Source organism: uncultured Dysosmobacter sp. (genome assembly GCF_947631635.1).
Taxonomy (GTDB): domain Bacteria; phylum Bacillota; class Clostridia; order Oscillospirales; family Oscillospiraceae; genus Oscillibacter.
Window position 1 is genome coordinate 16,457 of sequence record NZ_CANRMB010000028.1, and the last position, 18,682, is coordinate 35,138.

Below are 18,682 nucleotides of genomic sequence, written 5' to 3' on the forward strand. Positions count from 1 at the left end.
GGTAAGGAGACAGCTATGGTAAGAATGGACAACGATATGCCCTTCCTGCTGCAATACGAAAATGTGGCATGGTACAGCAAGGGCAAGGTCCGCATTTTGGACCGCCGCGTCTATCCCACGGAGGTCCGTTTTGTGGAGTGCACGGATTATCACGAGGTGGCGCAAGCCATCACGGATATGGTGACGCAGAGCGCCGGCCCCTACACCGCCGTGGGCATGGGGATGGCGCTGGCCGCCTGGCAAGCGCGGCATATGGGCATGGCCGCGCAGCTTGCATTTTTAAAGCAGGCGTCTTATGACCTGTCCCACGCCCGTCCCACCACCGCCAACCGCTATGGCCAGATCACCGGCCGCTGCGTGGATGTGGCGGCTCAAGCCCTGGAGCAGGACAAGGATCCCATCCAGGCCATTGTGGAGAACACCATAGAATCCCTGAACCGGCGGTACAGCACCATGCAGATCGTTGGAGACCAATTGGCATCCTTGATCCCAAATGGCGGTACGATCCTGACCCAGTGCTTCGGCGAAACAATCATCGGCACAGTCATGCGGGCCGTGCGAAAGTACGGCAAGGATTTCAAGGTATTCTGCGCCGAGACCCGTCCCTATCTGCAAGGCGCCCGGCTGACCTCCAGCTGCTTCGCACAGATGGGCTTCGATACCACAGTCATCACTGACAACATGGTGGCCTATGCCATGGAGCGGGAGCATATCGACGTATTCACCTCCGCGGCGGACTCCATCGCCCAGGACGGCTACATCGCCAACAAGATCGGCACCTTCCAAATCGCTATTCTGGCCAAGTATTTCGGTATTCCCTACTATGTCACCGGAATTCCCGACCGGGATAAGCGGAGCAAAAACGATATTGTCATTGAGATGCGGGACCCCCAGCAGGTCCTCTGCTATCGGGATATTCCCAACACCGTACCGAAGGTCAACGGCATCTATCCCTCCTTCGACGTGGTGCCGCCCCATCTTATCTCCGGTGTCGTGACAGACAAGGGCGTATATGTCCCCTATTTGTTGAACCAATACTTCGCCACCGATGTAAAAAGCTTTTACTGATCCGCAATCGATTTCACTTTTCAAAATATACGTGAGGAGGAATATACCCATGCTGATGAAAGAAGAACGAGAGCTCATTGTGGAATACGGCAAAAAGATGAGCGCCGCCCGTCTGAGCACCGGCACCAGCGGCAATATCAGTATCTATGATCCCGAAAAGGGCCTTATGGCTATCAGCCCCTCCGGCATTGACTATTTTTCCACCGCTCCCGAGGATGTGGTCATCATGACTCTTGACGCCGGCATCGTGGACGGCAGCAAAAAGCCCTCCAGCGAATGGGGTCTGCACGCGGCGTTTTATAAGCACAAACCTCACGCACGGGCAGTCGTCCATACCCATTCCATGTACTGCACGACCTTTGCCGTGTTGGGGCAGCCCCTCCGCGCTGTCCATTACGTGATCGCTGATACCGGGGCCGCCACAGTTCCCTGCGCGCCCTATCGCACCTTCGGCACTCCGGAACTTGCGGAGGCCGCCATAGAGGCCTGTGGTCCAGGCGACGCGGTGCTTTTGGGCAATCACGGTCTGGTCGTCTGCGGCAGAGATATCAGGAGTGCGTACAGTCTGGCCTGCAACATGGAATATCTTGCAGAATTGCAGTATCGAGCCATGTGCATCGGCCAGCCGAATGTGCTCAATGACCAGCAGATGGCGCAGGCCATGGAGCGCTTTAAAACTTACGGCCAGTCCGGCAGCAAAAAAGCCGGCTATTGAGGTGTACTATGGATTCATTTGACTTTTACAGCCCCACGTATTTCGTGTTTGGCCGCGGCAGAGAAAACGAAGCAGGTGCATATGTCAAAAAATTCGGCGGCTCAAGGGTTCTTGTGGTTTACGGCGGACAGTCAGCCAAAAAATCCGGACTTTTGGACCGTATTCAAGCCTCCCTCTCCACCGCCGGGCTCTACACAGCCGAACTGGGCGGCGTGAGGCCAAACCCCCGCAGCGGAATCGTATATGAAGGTATTTCGCTATGCCGCAGGGAGCGGATCGACTTTCTCTTAGCCGTCGGCGGCGGAAGCGTTATCGACACAGCCAAGGCCATCGCCATGGGCGCTGTTTACGACGGCGATTTCTGGGACTTTTTCTCCGGAAAGGTCCCGGAAGCCGCATTGCCGGTAGGCACCGTACTCACCATTGCCGCCTCCGGCAGTGAGGGGTCTCCCGACTCCATCATCACCCATGAGCAAACGCTTGAAAAGACTGCGGCAGAGGCGGATTGTCTGCGGCCCAAGTTCTCCATACTGGATCCCGCTCTCACGGAGAGCCTCTCCCCCTTCCAGACCGCCTGCGGCATTACGGATATCATGTCCCACGCTTTTGAACGCTATTTTACCAACACGCCTCACGTGGAAACCACCGACCGCATGCTGGAGGGAGTCCTTCTTGCCATGCTACACGAGGGACGCCGCGTGTTGGAGGACCCCCATGATTATGACGCCCGTGCCAACATCATGCGGGCAGGCATGGTCTGCCACAATGACATCATGGGCGTAGGACGCAGGCAGGATTGGAACAGCCACCACCTTGAGCATGTGCTCTCCGCCGTTTATGACTGTGCCCACGGTGCGGGGCTGGCCGTGATCATGCCCGCCTGGATGCGCTATTGTGTGGAACATCACGACGGCATGCGCTTTGCTCAAATGGCCTCCCGTGTATTCGGCTGCGAGATGGATTTTTCCGACCCCAAGCGTACCGCAAGAGCCGGTGTCGAGGCCTTCCGAGCCTTTCTGCGCACAATAGGCATGCCTCTCAGCTTCGAGGAGATCGGTGCCGACGCAAAGGATATTCCGAAGCTTGTGGAAATGAATCACATTGGCGGTGGTGTTACCGGCGGCTATGTAGGGCTTGACCGGCAGGCCCATTTTGAAATCTATGAAATCGCGGCAGGCATGCGCTGAAGCGGCCGTCTTTGTGGGCCTTAGCGGATGCAGCATCGGCCAAAGATGCGGGAGGCCTGATGATCGGATCTGAGCAGGCGTCCGGTTCTTTGCCCCGGCAAATAGCTTATCCGTCTAGTCAGAACCACCAGCCTGACCCCCTGATGCGGAAATGCAGGGCCGCCGTATCAAGGGGTAAAGCCCCCCAGAAAAGGAAATCTCCTCCCAAATGAAGGCATACGGGAAAAGCGTGTCCGCCAGTCCTCTATTCACGGTCCCGCAAGGACCCGGTTCCAACAAGGCTATAGTCAATTAACTTGAAAAATCGCATGGGATTTTTTAAGCTGGCAATGCCTGCTGTGCGTAAAACGCACAGTGATTGACTATGAAATGCAAATCAAGGCCGCGGTCCGCGGCCTGCCACAGCGCACATGCGCTGTGACACTTGAAAAGTGAATTTATCACTTTTCAAGTTATTTGATTATAAAACTGTTTTTAGATATAGAGCATCGGACAGCAGAGGCCGTTAACTTCATTTTGCCCGGCAAAAAATATGAGGGACGCAAGGCAAATTGCCTTGCGTCCCCCCTTGTTTTTACTTATTTACAGATCGTTTCACGCCGCTTTCCATTTTATTTGAAAACGCGATCCCCACAGCGTATGGTCCCAGCCCCGTTTCCCAAAAAACTAGAGCAATGGGAAATCCCGGGTGGGTGTGTTATCTGCGGACCCATTTACCGAACAGGGTTTTCTTAAACCGAAGCAGAGCCTCCTGGGCAGGCGCGTAGTTTTTTGCTTTCTGGAGGTACTCCACGCCCTTTTTGATATCTTCCGGGACGCCCAGGCCTTCCGTGTAGATGGTGCCCAGGCCATAGTTGAGCAGGTCACTGGTGTAGTCCGCCTCCCGGAACAGCTGAAGGGCACGGGCGGGGTCCTTCTGACAGCCATAGCCGAACAGGTAGCAGCTGCCCAGCATGTCATTGGCCCAGGTGTTCTTGCCGTTGGTATGGGCCCGCTCAAAGAGCTGGACCGCCCGGGCGTAGTCCTGGGGAATACCATCCTTGCCCAGGAACAGCAGCCGGCCCGCCCGGTTGGCGCAGCCGATCTGATCCGGGTCCTGGAGACCCATCTCATAGCACTTCATGGCCCGGACGCAGTCCTTCTCCACCGCCTTGCCCAGCTCAAAGGCGACGCCCACATAGTACCAGCTGGACAGCTGCCCCTTCTGCGCGGCGGAAAAATACAGGTTTACCACCTCTTGGCTCCAATCGTTTTTCTCCTTGAGGATACCAGCGTAACGCTCCTGCCAGTCGGGATAGCCCTTCTCCGCGCCCAACCGGGCCACGGCGTCCGCCTTCTCCGGCTGGGGCTCGATCCCAAAGTCCTTGTCGCCGTCCCTGCAGATGTTATAGAGATTGCGGCCGGCGAAACCCATGCCGCCTTGGAAGGCTCGCTCAAACCAGGGGATGCATTTCAACTCCGTGTCATGCAGGTACTGGGCAAACCCGTCTCGGGTGGAAAAATCATGGGGACCCTTACCCTCAATGCGGGGAACATCCAGCCAGAAATAGGTGTTGCCGATCATGTTCTGGCAGAAGGGACTTCCCGCCTCGGCTTTCTCATAGACCGCGTTCCAAACATCCTGAAGCGAGGCGAAATGCCGGTGCATCTCCTCCTCCATCTCCGGGGTGAGCATCCCACAGCGCATGGCGCCCAGCACACCGATGGCACTGCCCTGGCGGATGCTTCGCTGGATCAGCCGCTCCACGCCCTCGTCATCCTCCGGGAAGGGGTGATAGGCCCAGCTGTACTGGGGGCCGGACAGACAGCGGGAGAGAACATAAGCCGCGTCTCCGTCGCCTGCGTTGGACACCTCGGCCAGAGGTTCGATAGCTGCCGCAGCCCGCTGGGAGTCGTAGCAGTAATAGATGTCTTCAATCGCCTTTTCCACCACATCGCTGAAATATTTTCCCATGATCCACACTCCTTAACCGGCAATCGCCGTATTTTTTATGTTCTGTCCGCCTGCTTTTGAAGGCGCTTGGTGATGTCTTTCCATTGGGAGAAGTCGGGAGCAAAGGTCCCGTCGTTCATGTCCAGCAGCCAAGTCATGGCCTGGCGGCTCGTACACTTTATCTCAAATACCTGCAGCTCGTCCGGGCCGGGACAGCCGGCGTTGACGGTGATCCGGCCATCCATCCGGTCCCCGGCCTGCAGGTACAGATACCGGGCCCCGGCGTACAGGGCGGCAGCCGTGTATCGCCCGCTGGCAAGCCCTTCCCCGACCAGCTCCACATCCCGCTGTGAGAAACTGGTAAATTCCCGGGTGGCCCCCAGGCTGTCCGCGTAGACCAGCTTCTTTTGCTGTGACTGCCGGGCCTGATCCGCCGCCTGAAGCGGCTTCCACAGGGACAGGTCCGAGAAGTCGGGGGGCTGCCGTCTCTCCAGCAGACCGGCAAGGGCCTCTTGGATCTCCTGCGTGTCCGCCGCCTTGGCAAAGAACCGGTATCCGCCGCCCGCCATCTGCATTTTCGCGGTCAGAAGCAGGCCCCCATGGACCGCACCGGCATACAAGCAGATGAGGCGCGCTCCATGCAGCTCCGGCACGGGAATGGGTTCCAGGATCTCCAGGCTGATCGGCTGTCCGCCCTCTTGCAGCTCGGAGAGCTGCTCCTCCACAGTCCTCCGGTCAAAGCGGGAGGTGCGCTGGCCATGTGAATCGGTGAACGCGAAGGCGGGATTGCCCTGAGCCGCGGTGTGCTCCTGCCTCTCCGTCTCCATCCGCCGCTGGGACAGGCGGCGCTGGTACGCCCGTTCCAGCTCCTCCCACTCCTCTTCCGACTTGCCGGAGTAATCAGAAAACTCCTGATACGGCCGAAACAGGGCCGCCGGAGCCCGGAGTCTCAGGCAGGTCAGCAGAGCCTCCAACTCTCCGGGGTTCCGCAGACTCGTAATCTGGACCTGCCGGCGGTCGTCCAAAATGTGCAGTTCGATGATCCGGGTGGTCTGCCGGCGGTTCTTGGAAATACGGGTCTTGATCTCATCCCGTCCAAAGACCACGCGAATACGGGAGAGGGCGGAGACGTCGTCTCCCAGCACCCACTCCTTGCCCACGGCCACCCGGTCAAACCACTGGCCGTTCTCGCGGATATCCCGGTCCACCATGGCAAACAGTTCCTTGACGTCAGGCGCCTCATCCGGATAGGGCAGCTGGGAGCGGATGGACTTGGCCAGGCGGCTTTTCTCGGGAAAAAAGGCGTCCCGCAGATCGGTGCAGGTCTCATACACGCCCAGCAGCAGCGCGCCCAAAGCCACCACGCCGGACACGGCCAGCACGACCCAGTCCTTGAGCTCCCAGGCGGAACGATCCGCCTGGAGCTGCATGAAAAATACCACGCCGCAGCAAACAGCAATCAACAGGTACAGCAGTGCCCAGCCCAGCCGCGCCAGTTGGCGGCGGGTGCGCTGGAGGCAATAGCCCTCCTCAGGACCATCGGGCTGCTGCTTTTTGTTCCAGGCCATCAGCAGCAAAATAACAGGAATCGAGAATATGCGCAGCAGCAGGGCCAGCGCCACATACACAACTACATTCCAGGGCCATTTTAAGTAAAACTTTCCGGTCTGTTGTTGGGGCAAGTTCATTCTATCCACTCCTTTTCAGCATCGCAAATGACGATTCACTCTTATATGACCGAATCTCATTGGTGCAAAAAAATTCGGGAAAACATCTGGTTATCTATTTGTGAAATGGTGAAAATTTGGACAAATACAAAGAGATGGCAGAATGGAAGGACACGAGGAGAGCGGAGATGCTCGAAAAGCAGAAAACTCCCTCATTTCTGCCGCTTCAGAAGGGAACCGGATCTCTGCCATCTTCACAGCTGCTGTGGAGGGAACGTCCCTTTCCCACCGGTTTCTTTTCATGTTATGTAGTCCATCATGTATTCCACACGCCGCATTATAATCCTTCTGCTCAAAGAAAGCAAGGATTGCGGAGTTCGCTTTAGAAGGTTACAACGCCCCATTTTAATCTGCAAAAACGTGAGAATCACTTTTATAATTCTCACGTTAAATCTCCCTTGCCAAGCAACCTATCATTCTTTTGTGCCCTTGTCAGGGCTATGCGCACACGATCCGGTTCATATGTACTCCGGCAATTTCTTTTGTCCTAACAGTTTTCGAAACAGCATTCAGAATCATCTTGCCTTCTGATGTTATGGAAAAGCCTATTGATAAGGGCCGCAGCAGAACTGCCAATCATGCATGTATATTGTATTTTATGAGCGCTATCAGGATCCTCAATCGTCCGCTTCATACTGTCCTTCCTGCCTGTTGATCTCTGATACCGTTGGGTGCTTTATTTAAAAATATCCACATCCTATCTCCCAATAATTTTATGGTCTTTGCAAGCACGCTGCAATACAAGTGAAAAATTCGCCTGCAAATGGAAACGTCAAAGGAAAACCGCCCCTTCAAAGGCATCAGGGAAACCCTGTAGACATTGCAGCTACAGGGTTTCCTATGAAGGCGGCACCCGGGTAAAACCGGGCTGGAAATTACCTTTCGTTCTCCGTGGAGGCGGCGAATGCTCCGCCGGCAAGGGCGGCTTTTATCGTGACGGGCGCATTCTTCGGCACATGCGGACTATAAGCTTGCGCGCCGTCATCAAAACAACTTTCCCGCTTACCAGTGGCTGTCTGATCGTTCGGCCGGGGCGGTTGGACACGAAAATGGGCGCAATATATCGCAAACGCCTTCCGCAGTCGTTTTCTTTCCGAAAGCTGGAGGCCGTTCTGAATCTATCCTTTGGCTGCAAGGAAGCAGCAAAGCGAACAGCGAGGTCAGGATCCCTCTTTCGGGGGCCTGGCCTCGCTGTTTTTACTTCCTATTTTGCAACGGGCTTCTTTTCATCCCGGCCGTATCACAGCCCGCTTTGCAGACCATCATCCAGCCAGGCGTCCGTGGGCTTCAGCTTGACGGTAAAGGCTCTGGCGCTGTCCGCCGGGTCCTTGCTCTGGTGGAATTTGAACAGGGTCTCCCCGCCGGCGCCCTGGCACACGATCTCGATCTTCCCCCGGGGGTGGCTCATGGCATAGCGCACCGCCTTGCCAAAGCCATTCTGCCGGGACTTGGCATTGTCCACGATCCGGATGCCCTCCCCCAGCGGCACCTGGAATCTCTCCCGCACGCCGGTCACCGGGCGGCATTGGAAGATATAGTAGGGCACCACGCCCATGCGGGTCAGGCCGGAGAGCAGCGTGCCCAGGGTCTCGCCGTTGTCGTTGACGCCCCGCAGCAGCACCGTCTGGTTCCGCACCAGCACGCCCCGCTCAATGAGCGCCCGGACCGCCTGCCGCGTCTGCTCCGTCAGTTCCCTGGGGTGGTTGAACTGGGTCACCACCCAGAGGGACTTTTGCTGCGCGTATTTCGCGAAGAGGTCCAAAAACTCCCGGTCTCCGTAAATGCGCTCCGGCAGCGTCACGGGCGTACGGGAGCCGAAACGGATGAAATCCAGATGGTCGATGGCGGTCAGCTCCCGGAGATACCGCTCGAGGATATGATTGGGATTCAGAAAGGCGTCGCCGCCGGAGATCAGAACATTGGTGATCTCCCGGTGCTCCCGCACATAGGCAACTACCTCATCCACCCGCTTGTTCAGTTCCTCCTCGCTGAGGCCCACCAGACGCTTGCGGAAGCAGTGGCGGCAGTACATGGCGCACTGGTTGGTGGACAGCAGCAGAACCGTTTGGGCATACTTGTGCTGCAGGCCCTCCAGCTTGGTGTTGTCCGCCTCCCCGCTGGTGTCGAAGGAGCCGCCCTCCTTAAACTCCGCCAGGGACGGGATACACATCTTCCCGATGGGGTCGTCCGGGTCCTCTGTATCTACAAGGGAGAGATAATAGGGCGTGATCAGCATGGGGAATCGCTCCACGATCTCCGCCCGCCTGGCCGTCTCCTCCGGGGTCCAGTGAAGGAGCGGCGCAAGCTGCTCCGCCGTCCGGATCCCATTTCTCAATTCGTCCTGCCAGCTCATCAGCTGCACCACCTTTCTTTGAAATAAAAAATGAAAAGCGCAGAATCTGACCATTATGGTCCGGTTCCCACGCTTACACATAAACGATGTTGATTTCATCCGTGCTTTTTGATCAGCTTGACTGTCAGGCAGCCGCCGGTGCGAAGGAAATCCCTTCGGCTCCTCCCGCGTGGGCCGCCTATAAAACGCACGCAACGATATTTATGCTGAACGCCCTTCAAATCGCCTCCTTGTATATGTTTATCATAACGGAAATGTTGGGAAAAAGCAAGCTATTCTCCCTCGTGATATTCCAAATCCTTCCAAACCAGTCATATCTTTACTGATCCGAACGAAAAAAGCATCTGAAATTTGCTATAGATGCCCATTTCGCTCCGGATATATCATGCAGGGCGGTTTGTCTGCCATCCCGTCCCCCCATCGGCTCGGACTGTATACGCGATCTAAAGCAGTCCTGTTCAGCGGCTGATCAACACATTCAGCAAAACAAGAGCCGCCAAAAAGAAGAGGTTCCCAACCGTAAACAGCGCGATATAGCGTCCCCTGCGGTCACCTGCCTCTTTCGCAATGCGCTTATAGGAGATCAGGCTGGCCATCGACGCGATCAGGGTCCCAAGCCCGCCCAGGTTCGTCCCTACAATTAACCCCGCAAAGTCCTCTGTAAATCCCGACAGAAGCAGTGCCGCCGGGACATTGCTGATGACCTGACTTGCGGCAATCGCGGTTGCGATCTCTCTTCCGGCAATGATACTCTGTAAAAACGCCCGAAAAGCGGGGATCCGCCCCACATTGCCGATGAAAATGAAGAATCCCACAAAGGTCAGCAGCAGAGCGTAATCCACTTTTGCCAAGACCTGCCGGTCCGTTAAAAATACCAGGATCAGCACGGCGGCGAAAGCTGCCTGCCAGGGCAGAATATGGCCGACTGCCAGCAGACAGAGGATGAAAAGGGCGAGGTAGAGGATCAGCAGGGCCGCGGCGCCTTTTTCACGCCGGGGGGATGCCTGCGCCGTGTCCTTCTCAAAAACCGGCGGCTGCGCACACGAACGGCCCAGAAGCAGTCCCCAGGCCACCAGCAAAACCAGGGACAGAAGCGCGTAGGGCAGCATCAGCCTCAAAAACGCCGGGACGGAAATCCCCGCTTTGCCATAGAGATACAGATTCTGTGGATTGCCGATGGGGGTCAGCATACTGCCCAGGTTGGCCGCAATGGTCTGCATCACCACCACCGGCAGCAGAAGCCGGTCCCTTTGTTCCGCTCCAAGCATCCCAAGCACGATAAACGTAAACGGCACAAAGGTGATCAGCGCCACATCATTGGTGATCAGCATACTGGAGAAAAAGCACAGCAAGGTCAGCGAGAGAATGATCCCCCGGGCGGTTTGGACATGTCCCAGCAGCTTTTCCGCGATCTGGTCAAACACCCCGATCTTTTGCAGTCCGGCTGTCACGGTCATCAGGCCAAACAGGATCGCCAGCGTCCTGAAATCAACATATCCCAGATATTCGCTGTCCGGCGGCACGGCAAGTATGGAGCCCGCCGCCAGGATAAGCGCGATACATAATACAGTGTCCTTTTTGAAAAAAGCAGCCATCCGATCCATCATCTTATGTTCCTTTTACCTGAATTGTCCGGCCTGGATTATACCACGCCGTCCGCAGTTTATCAAGGCGTCAATTTTCTGCTGGAAACGCAGTGCTGCAGGACCATAATACATGCTGGACCAACTTACAATGGGCGATTGAATGTAGCAAGAGACCCGTTGACGGCACTGGTGTGATATGGTATATTGTATCCGGCTATCAGGCTGACGCTGACCTGCGTTATCTGTCTGGTAAGAAGAAGCGGACAGCAGGGATCGGACATCCTTTCCTGCTGATGGAGCAGTTCCACATAGCGGAGAGGCGTTGCAAGGCCCTTCTCCGCTGTGACTTTATCTTTTTAATTTTTCATATGGAAAGGAATTTGTACACTATGGTAGTTCGACAGGCATCTTTGCAGGATATGGACGGGATCTTTGCGCTTTTGGCAAGGTATCACCGCGATACGATCGCCCCGGAAGATAAACCGGACGGCTTTGTGACGACACAGATGACGACTGAGCAAATGACAGCTTTGATTGAAAAAGAAAACGGTGTTACGATCGCAGAAAAAGATGGACGGATCGTTGCGTTTGCATTGGCAGCGCCGTGGAGCTTTTGGGCGGAATGGCCGCTGTTTGCCTATATGATCCAGATCCTGCCTGCATATTCTTTTCATGGAAAAGCGTTGACGGCGGAAAGCACATATCAGTATGGCCCGGTTTGCGTGGACAAGTCCGTTCGCGGCACAGGGGTGTTTGAAGAGGTGTTTGCGGCCTCCATAAACAGCATGAAAGACCGCTTTCCGGTAATGGTAACATTTATCAACCAAATCAATGGGCGCTCCTATGCGGCACATACCCGAAAAGCAGGAATGACGGAAGTCGGAAAATTTGACTTCAACGGAAATCATTATTATATGATGAGCTGCTCCACAGACCACCAGAAGCAATAAACGTAAGATCGCAGCAGAGCGGATGCCGGCTTAAAGATGGATTTTTCTTGTGCTTCCATGGTATCAGCATATCAGGCAGTTGTTCTTTGACGGGAAGTCCTTCATGGATAGAATATGGCCATTTTAGCAATAGCCTTTTCAGTTTTTGTTCTCAGACGCTGATATCCCCTGCATCTATACATCAAATGAAAACGCCTGCAAATGCAGGCGCTTGAAACAAAAAAACAGGAGCCGCAACCCGGACAAATCCCAAAAATTTGTTCGCATTTGCTGCTCCTGTTCAACTTTTCCTAGGAATGAGCGGCAAGAGTATAATTACCAGAGGAATAGTCGCTTCCTCGATATTGCTTGGCAGTGTAGCGGAGAACAGAAACCTTTAGCAATTGCATAGCGTTGAATTCTCCGGGCCGGTAAGAAGGGACGCCCTGCATTCCATAGTGTGCCATGAGTAAATCCATTCCGGTTTTCTTTTCTTCGCCTTGAGCAAGGGTCGCTTTGCCTTCAGCAATCAAACTATCATAAGAAAGGGTCCAATCACAAGGAACTGGTGCTTGCTCTAATCCCCAGAAGCGATTAACAGCGACACACACCTTATCACATTCCCTTAAAAGCTCTAGTTTTCTGCCGGATCTGGCAATATGTGCATAAAGAATAATCTCACCGCTTTCGCTCATCTGGAATCCATAGTTGAGAGGGACCACGTAAGGAAATCCGCTCTCAAAATCCATCATTCCAACATTCATAACGGTACATTCCTGTAAAATCCTTCGAATATCTGCTAATGCGGTTACCTGCTGTTTTTTTCTTCGCATATTACCAAATGCCATGGTTTAATATCCTCCTTAAATGACCTGTAGCGTTCTTATGTGCTCCGTTATTTGAACCACGCTTACGGGTGTTTTCCAGTATTGTTTCGCGCCAAACAAACGGATTTCAAGCAATGACCAAGTTGTCCTTATACCTTTCAGTCACATCCATGTTTATCCTCGTAAGGGAATCTCCGCAAAAAAAGCAGGAGAAAACCCTGTATCCTTAGAGAATACAGGGTTTCCTATGGAGGTGACACCCGGATTTGAATTGAGTCAGGCGTGTAAAATGCTGTAAAGTACAGTTAAAAAACCTAGTATTTTCAGAGCTTTGCGGATTTCGATGTAAAATGCCGTAAAGCGTTATAAAAGCTGTAAGGGGTAAAAGTTGGGGTAGTAAATAGTGATTTTATCTATTCACAAAGAACGGGCTAAAGGTTTCCCCTTAGCCCGGTGTAAACTTGCCAATCGCCTATATGCGACGCCAGCACATGACGCTTACCAAATACATGGCACATAGATAGGACTTACTGTTGGCAATTACAATATATCATACTCCTCACCCGTTGTCAATATTCATGAGCCATATGTAATTTTAATTATCTTTTGTGGAAACTGATAGACAGCTGGGAAATATCCCTCTGCAGCTTTTGCATTTAATACATCACTGATATGCTCAGCATTTCCATTTTTCATACAATGCTTATAATATGCATTAGAGAATACATCTGCGACTTGAATAAGAGAATTTTGTGCTGAATCATAATATTTAACGACTACTGAATCCGCAAACTCTCTGTCAATGCAAAGTTGGATATTCAAATAATCCTCTAAGCTATGTATGGTCCCGGTTTTTTGGTTTCGTTCGTCGATATGTAACATATAATCATCCTTTTGCAATAGGCCGGAATTAAATAAATTAGTAATAGCTTGCCCTAAAATGTAATTAAATGCACGCGCAGTGTTTTTATAAAGGCCGTAACGGATCTCTTGGTTTTTTACTTGAATTAGAAAAACTTTGATTGTATCGTTTTGACACATATACTCGATAAAACTTGCCTGTATATCTCCGCTCATACATGACCCTTTCAGTTCATGAAAATTTCCATCTAAAAACATCTTATGCGCGGAATCAGACAATTTTAAGGTTTCCATATTTTTAGAAACAAATCTCTTTACAATGCGCTTTGCCCTTTCCTTATTTGGAGCCATAACGACAGCGATAGTAAAATAAGGCCAGTGATCTGTGTGCTCGCTTGTCATTGATCCAGATTCATCTATATAAAGATGCTGCAAAGCAATCACCCCATGTCGAATATGGAGGAATTATAGCATATTTTATTTCTCCTGCATATCCTTTTTTTAAATAAATTTGCCGGGGATGTTACTCCCCGGCTCGAGATTTTAGGTTTTACAGGCCGTCTTCGTTCGTGGATTCCCAGTCAATGCCATCAGGACAAATATCAGGGCCATCCGGTCCGCCAACGTCCAGCGGCTCAAAATCGTCAAACATGAAAGTCACCCCCTCCGGGAGCTGCGACCTCCACCGCCTCCACCGTCATGCAGCGTTTTGATCAGAATAACAGATAGGGCAGGCGTTGTCAAACGGAGCCATCAAAAAAATTGTCGAAATTGCAATGAGGACAGTTTACCGCAGCGTAATACCTTGCGCCATCCTCGTACCAAGAATGAACCATTGGCTGTCCCTCTGGAATCGTTTCCACTGGAATGACTGAGCTATCTACTCTTACACGCGATAATTCAAAATGAATCCACGCAAATTCTTTTCCACACCGTTCACAAGTAATACTCCCATTGTGAAGAATTGGCATAATTATATTTCTCCTTTCTCTCGCTCCATAGCCTCCTCAATGGCCCGGTTGATGAAGCCGTTGACGCTCTCCCCGCGGGATTCGGCGTGGGTCTGGATGGCTTCATACTTATCGCGATCCATCCTTACCCGCGCAACTGCAAACTTCTCCATGTATTTCTGTTGGGCCTTCTTTTGCGCTTCAGTTTTCTCGCCCATATTCCCCTCCCTTCTGGGGAGGGCTTTTTTTAAATGCTCCCTCTCCCATTATAACTATATTATAGCACGAAAAGAAATCTACGCCCAGATATATTTTGCACAAATCTACGCCTAGATATTTGTGCGATCTCCCTATTGATATCTAGGCTTAGATATGTTATATTATAATCACAGCAAGGGACAAGAGATGCGACGGACGGGCCGAGGACGAATCGGATATTCCCTCTAAATTCTCAAATCCCACACAGGGCCTGACGGCTGCGACAGATGGACCGGGAACGTTCCGGGTGTGCTCTCTACAATCCGTCAGCCCTGAACAAAGTAAGGAGGCAAAAAATTGAACCTTTCATTGTATGAGCAAGAAACCATTATCAATTTCAACGAGGAAGAAAAGGCGGCCAGCATCTACACCCATAACAAGGCGTTGATCCGCAAGCTGGACAAGCTGGCCCAGGAAAGGCCCGGCGATTGCCGCCGGGAGAAAACGAGCCATGAGGGGAAAGCCGTTGATTTTATTATCCCTAAGGGCTGGATGCGGATTTACCCGCCGCGCACAGTTGGAGAAGCACAGCGGCAGGCGCTGGAAAAGGCACGAAATGCCTTGAAAACCGCTGGCCGAGCAGACGTTTAAGCCCACGCACAACGAACCGAGGGTAGTTATACCCCCAAGAAACGAAAGGAGCGTACATCATGAGTATAAACGAATTGGACAACCGCATCAATGAGCTGCGGGAGCTGAAACGGATGCAGGAAGAACTTACGGCAGAGATCGAGAGCCTGACAGATTCCATCAAGGCCCACATGGACGCGCACGGCATGGATACCCTGCTGGGTACGGATTGGAAGGTCACATATAAGGCCGTCACCACTACTCGCCTGGATACCACGGCCCTGAAAAAGGCCCTGCCGGACGTGGCGGAGAGATTCACCAGGACCACCACAAGCCGCCGCTTCTGCGTGGCATGATGGAAACCGTTGTAACCATTGCCGGGGCTGTCTACTTGACAAAGCTGCTGTTTGCCCTGGTAGACTGTATCGAGCAGCCAAAAGGAAAGGCCCCTTACATCCACGCCGACCAAAGCAAGATGTAAGAAGCCCCAGCAACCACCACGGAGGGTGATTGTGGTTATTGTATCACGGTCCCCTCCAAACCGCAAGGAGGAATTGATATGGATTTATTGAAACAACTGTGCAGAGAACAGAAGTATGCAAAGCACATGACGAATCAGGCCATTTCCGATGAATCGGGCGTTCCTGTATCCACTGTGAACTGTTATTTTTCAAGCCTGTCAAAGTGCCCGTCCATATTTACGGTAGGCCCTATTTGTGCGGCACTGGATATCTCTCTCGACGAGTTCTTCGGTATCTGTGCCGATAAACGGGAAGTCGATAAATTGAGGGAGCGGGAGGCGATTACAAAGGATATTTTGAGCACGATCTTTCCACCCCAGTTTGTCGCGGAACAAATCAAAAACTTTTTGGAGGTAAGAACATGAACGAACAGAACACTATCAAGGAACTGCTGGATCATCTGCACAACAACCGCCACATGGTAGAGGTGATTGCCGCCGCGTATCTTGGATGCAAGGCCGAGGACGTGGAGATCACTGCCAAGCAGAACAGCTAAAAGAAGCGGGAGCTGCCTGCCGGGCGGCTCCCCCTCTTTAATTACACGTACTGCCTCAGCTCCCGCGAGATGGACGGATGCCGGAGTGCCCGCAATCCTGCGCTGTAAGCCCGTGTATCCACTTTGCGGCCATAGCAGCACTTTCCAACCACCGCCGCCCGCTGGGCCTCTGGAAGCCTTGCAAGGGCCTTTTCTAGGGCTGTACGCCTGCGCTGCTGGAAATCCAATTCCGCCACATTGTCAATAGAGGCCGCCGGGTCTGGAATGACATCTGACAGAGTTAGTGGATCCCCTTCATCATCAGTCAGGGGAGCATCCAGGGAAACAGCCGTCCGCAGCGGGTCCCGCTTATCCCGTTCTGTTCGCAGTCCTACGGCCTCTGTAAAGGCCGCTTGCAGCTTTAGACCATACAGGGTAAGGAATGCGCCCCGATCCCTGTCCCAGCTTCCCACGGCCTCTATAAGAGCCAGAAAGGCGCATTGCTGCAAATCATCAATGGTCACGTCGTATCTTACCCACCGATAGGCCCGATCATGGGCAAATCCCCGTACAGCTTCCCATAGCTGCAAATAGTCAGCTTGTCCACCCTGCACCCCCGCCGCGATCTCATTCGTTGTCATTGAAACTGTGCCCCTTTCGTGGTATAATGAATCAAACAGAATCCATCATCCAGCAGGGACCACCTTCAGCGCGGCGGAGGTGGTTCTTTTATATTTTACGCAAAGTTGTTTCCAATTGTCGGACCTCTCCGCTGTTCCTCAGCCTTGATGGCAGGGACAAGCACACGGGCCAGCGCCGCAAGACTGCCATTAAACTCCACGTTGACATTTGTGCTGCCGGTCCCCACTGCCGCAAAGCCTCTCGAAACCGCAGCTTCCACGTCTGCCGCAGAAATGCCGCTTGCGTTATAGTTGTTATTCATCACGCTTATGTATTCCATATTTGGCGGAATCATTGGGCTAGCAGGGACATTTGGAAAGCTCATTCCCGCAAACGGCGTCTTGATAGATTCTAAGCGTCCCGCAATGCCGTTAAAGCTGCCGGACAGGCTGGGGACAGCGACTTTTTCCAGGGCGGACATGATTCCTTCTGTTGCCTTGACTGCCTCCCGGCCTCCGGCTGCAATGCCTTCCGCCATACCCTGCATCATGTAATCGCCAATAGAAGCAAACACTTTGGAGGGGCTGTGAATACCCAACACGCTTTTTGCGCTGTCAACGATCCCACCAAAGAAGTCCTTGACTTGCTCTTTCAGCCAATCTGCCATTTGGCAGATTCCATCCCAAAGCCCTATTACAATATTTTTGCCGATTTCTATGATTTGAAGGCCAAGTTCTCCAAAAGCGTCAAGGATCGCCGCAATGATTTCAGGAACGGCCTCTATGATTTTGGGGATATTCTGGATAATGCCCTTTGCCAGTGTAACGGCAATTTCAACGGCTGCCTCCAGCAGCTTCGGCGCATTTTCAAGGATTGCATTAAGTAAGCTGTTTATCAAAATTGGGATGCTTTCAATAAGTGTTGGCCATGCTGCAATCAAACCTTCTGCAAGTGCTGTAACAATGGCGATAGCGGCATCAACCAGCATACCAACATTTTCAATCAGGGTCTCCACGATCTGCACAAGGATATCTGCAATAGCGGGGATCAATTCGGGCAGGCTATTGGAAAGGCTATCAGCTAATGTTTGGACAATTTTAAATGCTGATTCTACCAGGGCCGGAAGTGCGCTAATAATACCGTTGCCAATGGCTCCGATCATTGAAACACCGGCATTCAATAAGGACGGCAAAACCGTACTGACAAGCTGTGGAATTGCCTCTGCGACAACTGGTGCCAGCTTAGACACCATTTCCCCGATCCCGTTCAAAATCTGGTAAATTCGTGGAAGGATGTTTTCTGCAACGGTCCCGACGCTATCCACAAAATTTACAAGGAGTGTGTCAAAATCCGCATTTTCATCCGCGATACCAGTAAGCAGATTCTCCCATGCGCCTTTCATGGAAGCAAGGCTCCCCTGGATCGTAGTGGATGCCTCTAAAGCTGTTGTTCCCGTAATCCCCAATTCTGTTTGAACGACATGGATTGCGTCCACAATATCAGCAAATGAGGATATGTCATAATGGACACCGGACAGCGCCTCGGCGTCTTTCAAGAGGCGTTCCATTTCTTCAACTGTACCGCCATAGCCCAACTTCAGGTTGTCCAGCATTGTGTAATTCTGCTTGGCAAAGCCTTGATAGGCGTTCTTAATTGCCTCCATATCCGTACCCATCTTATTGGCATTATCGGACATATCAATTAACGCCTGGTTTGCCTTTTCTGCTGCGGCTTCCGTGTCTCCACCCAAAGATTGCAGTAGGGACGCGGAAAAGCCTGTAACGGTCTCCATGTACTCATTTGCGGACATTCCCGCTGTTTTATAGGCGTTATCCGCATACTGGCGAACAATATCGGCGCTGTCTTTGAACAACGTTTCAACACCGCCGACCAGCTGCTCATAATCTGCATAGCTATCAAGAGCGGATTTTGCAATAGCTGCCACAGCTCCGCTTGCGGCTGTAAGCGCGGCAGCGCCAATCTTTGCCGCTTTTGAAAAGACACTTGATGCCTTGCCGCCCAAATTATTGAGCTGGCTTTCTGCCCCACTTGTATCTATCGTCGCTTTGATTCTGATAGAGCCATCAACTTTTTCGGCCAC

Annotated in this window: 18 protein-coding genes; 9 read left to right on the forward strand and 9 right to left on the reverse strand. The window is 52.7% G+C overall.

The annotated features are described in order from the left end of the window. The first annotated feature begins 15 nt into the window (after window positions 1–15). From Q0Z71_RS12960 to Q0Z71_RS12970, 3 genes are read left to right on the forward strand one after another with little or no spacing between them, the layout of a single operon-like run. Window positions 16–1,068: an S-methyl-5-thioribose-1-phosphate isomerase gene (locus Q0Z71_RS12960; RefSeq protein WP_298023446.1), complete on the forward strand. Its 1,053-nt coding sequence runs from the start codon at window positions 16–18 to the stop codon at window positions 1,066–1,068. Between the two features lie 49 nt (window positions 1,069–1,117). Next, window positions 1,118–1,783, forward strand: coding sequence for a class II aldolase/adducin family protein (locus tag Q0Z71_RS12965; protein ID WP_298023449.1), 666 nt, complete (start codon window positions 1,118–1,120; stop codon window positions 1,781–1,783). Between the two features lie 8 nt (window positions 1,784–1,791). Then, the gene (locus Q0Z71_RS12970; RefSeq protein ID WP_298023452.1) at window positions 1,792–2,970 is read left to right on the forward strand and encodes an iron-containing alcohol dehydrogenase; all 1,179 of its coding nucleotides are present in this window, start codon (window positions 1,792–1,794) and stop codon (window positions 2,968–2,970) included. A 697-nt stretch (window positions 2,971–3,667) separates the two neighbouring features. On the opposite strand, the gene Q0Z71_RS12975 is transcribed toward Q0Z71_RS12970, so the two are convergent. From Q0Z71_RS12975 to Q0Z71_RS12990, 4 genes are all read right to left on the reverse strand, one after another. After that, window positions 3,668–4,924, reverse strand: a complete 1,257-nt coding sequence (locus Q0Z71_RS12975; protein ID WP_298023455.1) for a tetratricopeptide repeat protein — start codon at window positions 4,922–4,924, stop codon at window positions 3,668–3,670. A gap of 35 nt (window positions 4,925–4,959) precedes the next feature. Beyond that, complete coding sequence (locus Q0Z71_RS12980; RefSeq protein WP_298023458.1) at window positions 4,960–6,591, reverse strand: hypothetical protein; 1,632 nt, start codon at window positions 6,589–6,591, stop codon at window positions 4,960–4,962. Window positions 6,592–7,870: 1,279 nt separating this feature from the next. After that, window positions 7,871–8,983 (reverse strand): KamA family radical SAM protein, encoded by a 1,113-nt coding sequence (locus tag Q0Z71_RS12985; protein WP_298023461.1) that lies wholly within the window; start codon window positions 8,981–8,983, stop codon window positions 7,871–7,873. A 458-nt stretch (window positions 8,984–9,441) separates the two neighbouring features. Next, window positions 9,442–10,590: an SLC13 family permease gene (locus Q0Z71_RS12990; protein ID WP_363316718.1), complete on the reverse strand. Its 1,149-nt coding sequence runs from the start codon at window positions 10,588–10,590 to the stop codon at window positions 9,442–9,444. Window positions 10,591–10,958: 368 nt separating this feature from the next. Between Q0Z71_RS12990 and Q0Z71_RS12995 the strand changes: the two genes are divergently transcribed. Continuing rightward, window positions 10,959–11,519, forward strand: coding sequence for a GNAT family N-acetyltransferase (locus tag Q0Z71_RS12995; RefSeq protein ID WP_298023464.1), 561 nt, complete (start codon window positions 10,959–10,961; stop codon window positions 11,517–11,519). Window positions 11,520–11,809: 290 nt separating this feature from the next. Here Q0Z71_RS12995 and Q0Z71_RS13000 read toward each other — a convergent pair whose 3' ends face one another. The 3 genes from Q0Z71_RS13000 to Q0Z71_RS13010 all read right to left on the reverse strand — a co-directional run bounded on the left by Q0Z71_RS13000 (window position 11,810) and on the right by Q0Z71_RS13010 (window position 14,354). Further along, a complete protein-coding gene (locus Q0Z71_RS13000) occupies window positions 11,810–12,346 on the reverse strand; it encodes a pyridoxamine 5'-phosphate oxidase family protein (protein WP_298023467.1) in 537 nt (178 codons plus the stop codon). 555 nt (window positions 12,347–12,901) lie between these two features. After that, window positions 12,902–13,621 carry a DUF3800 domain-containing protein gene (locus Q0Z71_RS13005; RefSeq protein WP_298023470.1) on the reverse strand — a complete coding sequence of 240 codons (720 nt, stop codon included), beginning with the start codon at window positions 13,619–13,621 and terminating at the stop codon, window positions 12,902–12,904. A 538-nt stretch (window positions 13,622–14,159) separates the two neighbouring features. Next, window positions 14,160–14,354: a hypothetical protein gene (locus Q0Z71_RS13010; RefSeq protein ID WP_298023473.1), complete on the reverse strand. Its 195-nt coding sequence runs from the start codon at window positions 14,352–14,354 to the stop codon at window positions 14,160–14,162. A 337-nt stretch (window positions 14,355–14,691) separates the two neighbouring features. Between Q0Z71_RS13010 and Q0Z71_RS13015 the strand changes: the two genes are divergently transcribed. The 5 genes from Q0Z71_RS13015 (at window position 14,692) to Q0Z71_RS13035 (ending at window position 15,981) form a co-directional block, all read left to right on the forward strand. Then, complete coding sequence (locus Q0Z71_RS13015) at window positions 14,692–14,985, forward strand: hypothetical protein (RefSeq protein ID WP_298023476.1); 294 nt, start codon at window positions 14,692–14,694, stop codon at window positions 14,983–14,985. 59 nt (window positions 14,986–15,044) lie between these two features. Further along, entirely contained in the window at window positions 15,045–15,320 is a 276-nt protein-coding gene (locus Q0Z71_RS13020; RefSeq protein ID WP_298023479.1) for a hypothetical protein, read from the forward strand. Then, entirely contained in the window at window positions 15,320–15,445 is a 126-nt protein-coding gene (locus Q0Z71_RS13025) for a hypothetical protein (protein ID WP_298023481.1), read from the forward strand. The genes Q0Z71_RS13020 and Q0Z71_RS13025 overlap by 1 nt, the downstream gene beginning before the upstream one ends. A gap of 78 nt (window positions 15,446–15,523) precedes the next feature. Further along, window positions 15,524–15,850 carry a helix-turn-helix domain-containing protein gene (locus tag Q0Z71_RS13030; RefSeq protein ID WP_298023485.1) on the forward strand — a complete coding sequence of 109 codons (327 nt, stop codon included), beginning with the start codon at window positions 15,524–15,526 and terminating at the stop codon, window positions 15,848–15,850. After that, on the forward strand, window positions 15,847–15,981 hold the full coding sequence (locus Q0Z71_RS13035; RefSeq protein WP_298023488.1) for a hypothetical protein: 135 nt from the start codon (window positions 15,847–15,849) through the stop codon (window positions 15,979–15,981). The genes Q0Z71_RS13030 and Q0Z71_RS13035 overlap by 4 nt, the downstream gene beginning before the upstream one ends. Window positions 15,982–16,022: 41 nt before the next feature. Here Q0Z71_RS13035 and Q0Z71_RS13040 read toward each other — a convergent pair whose 3' ends face one another. Further along, window positions 16,023–16,601, reverse strand: coding sequence for a sigma factor (locus tag Q0Z71_RS13040; RefSeq protein WP_298023491.1), 579 nt, complete (start codon window positions 16,599–16,601; stop codon window positions 16,023–16,025). Between the two features lie 95 nt (window positions 16,602–16,696). Then, complete coding sequence (locus Q0Z71_RS13045; protein WP_298023494.1) at window positions 16,697–18,682, reverse strand: hypothetical protein; 1,986 nt, start codon at window positions 18,680–18,682, stop codon at window positions 16,697–16,699.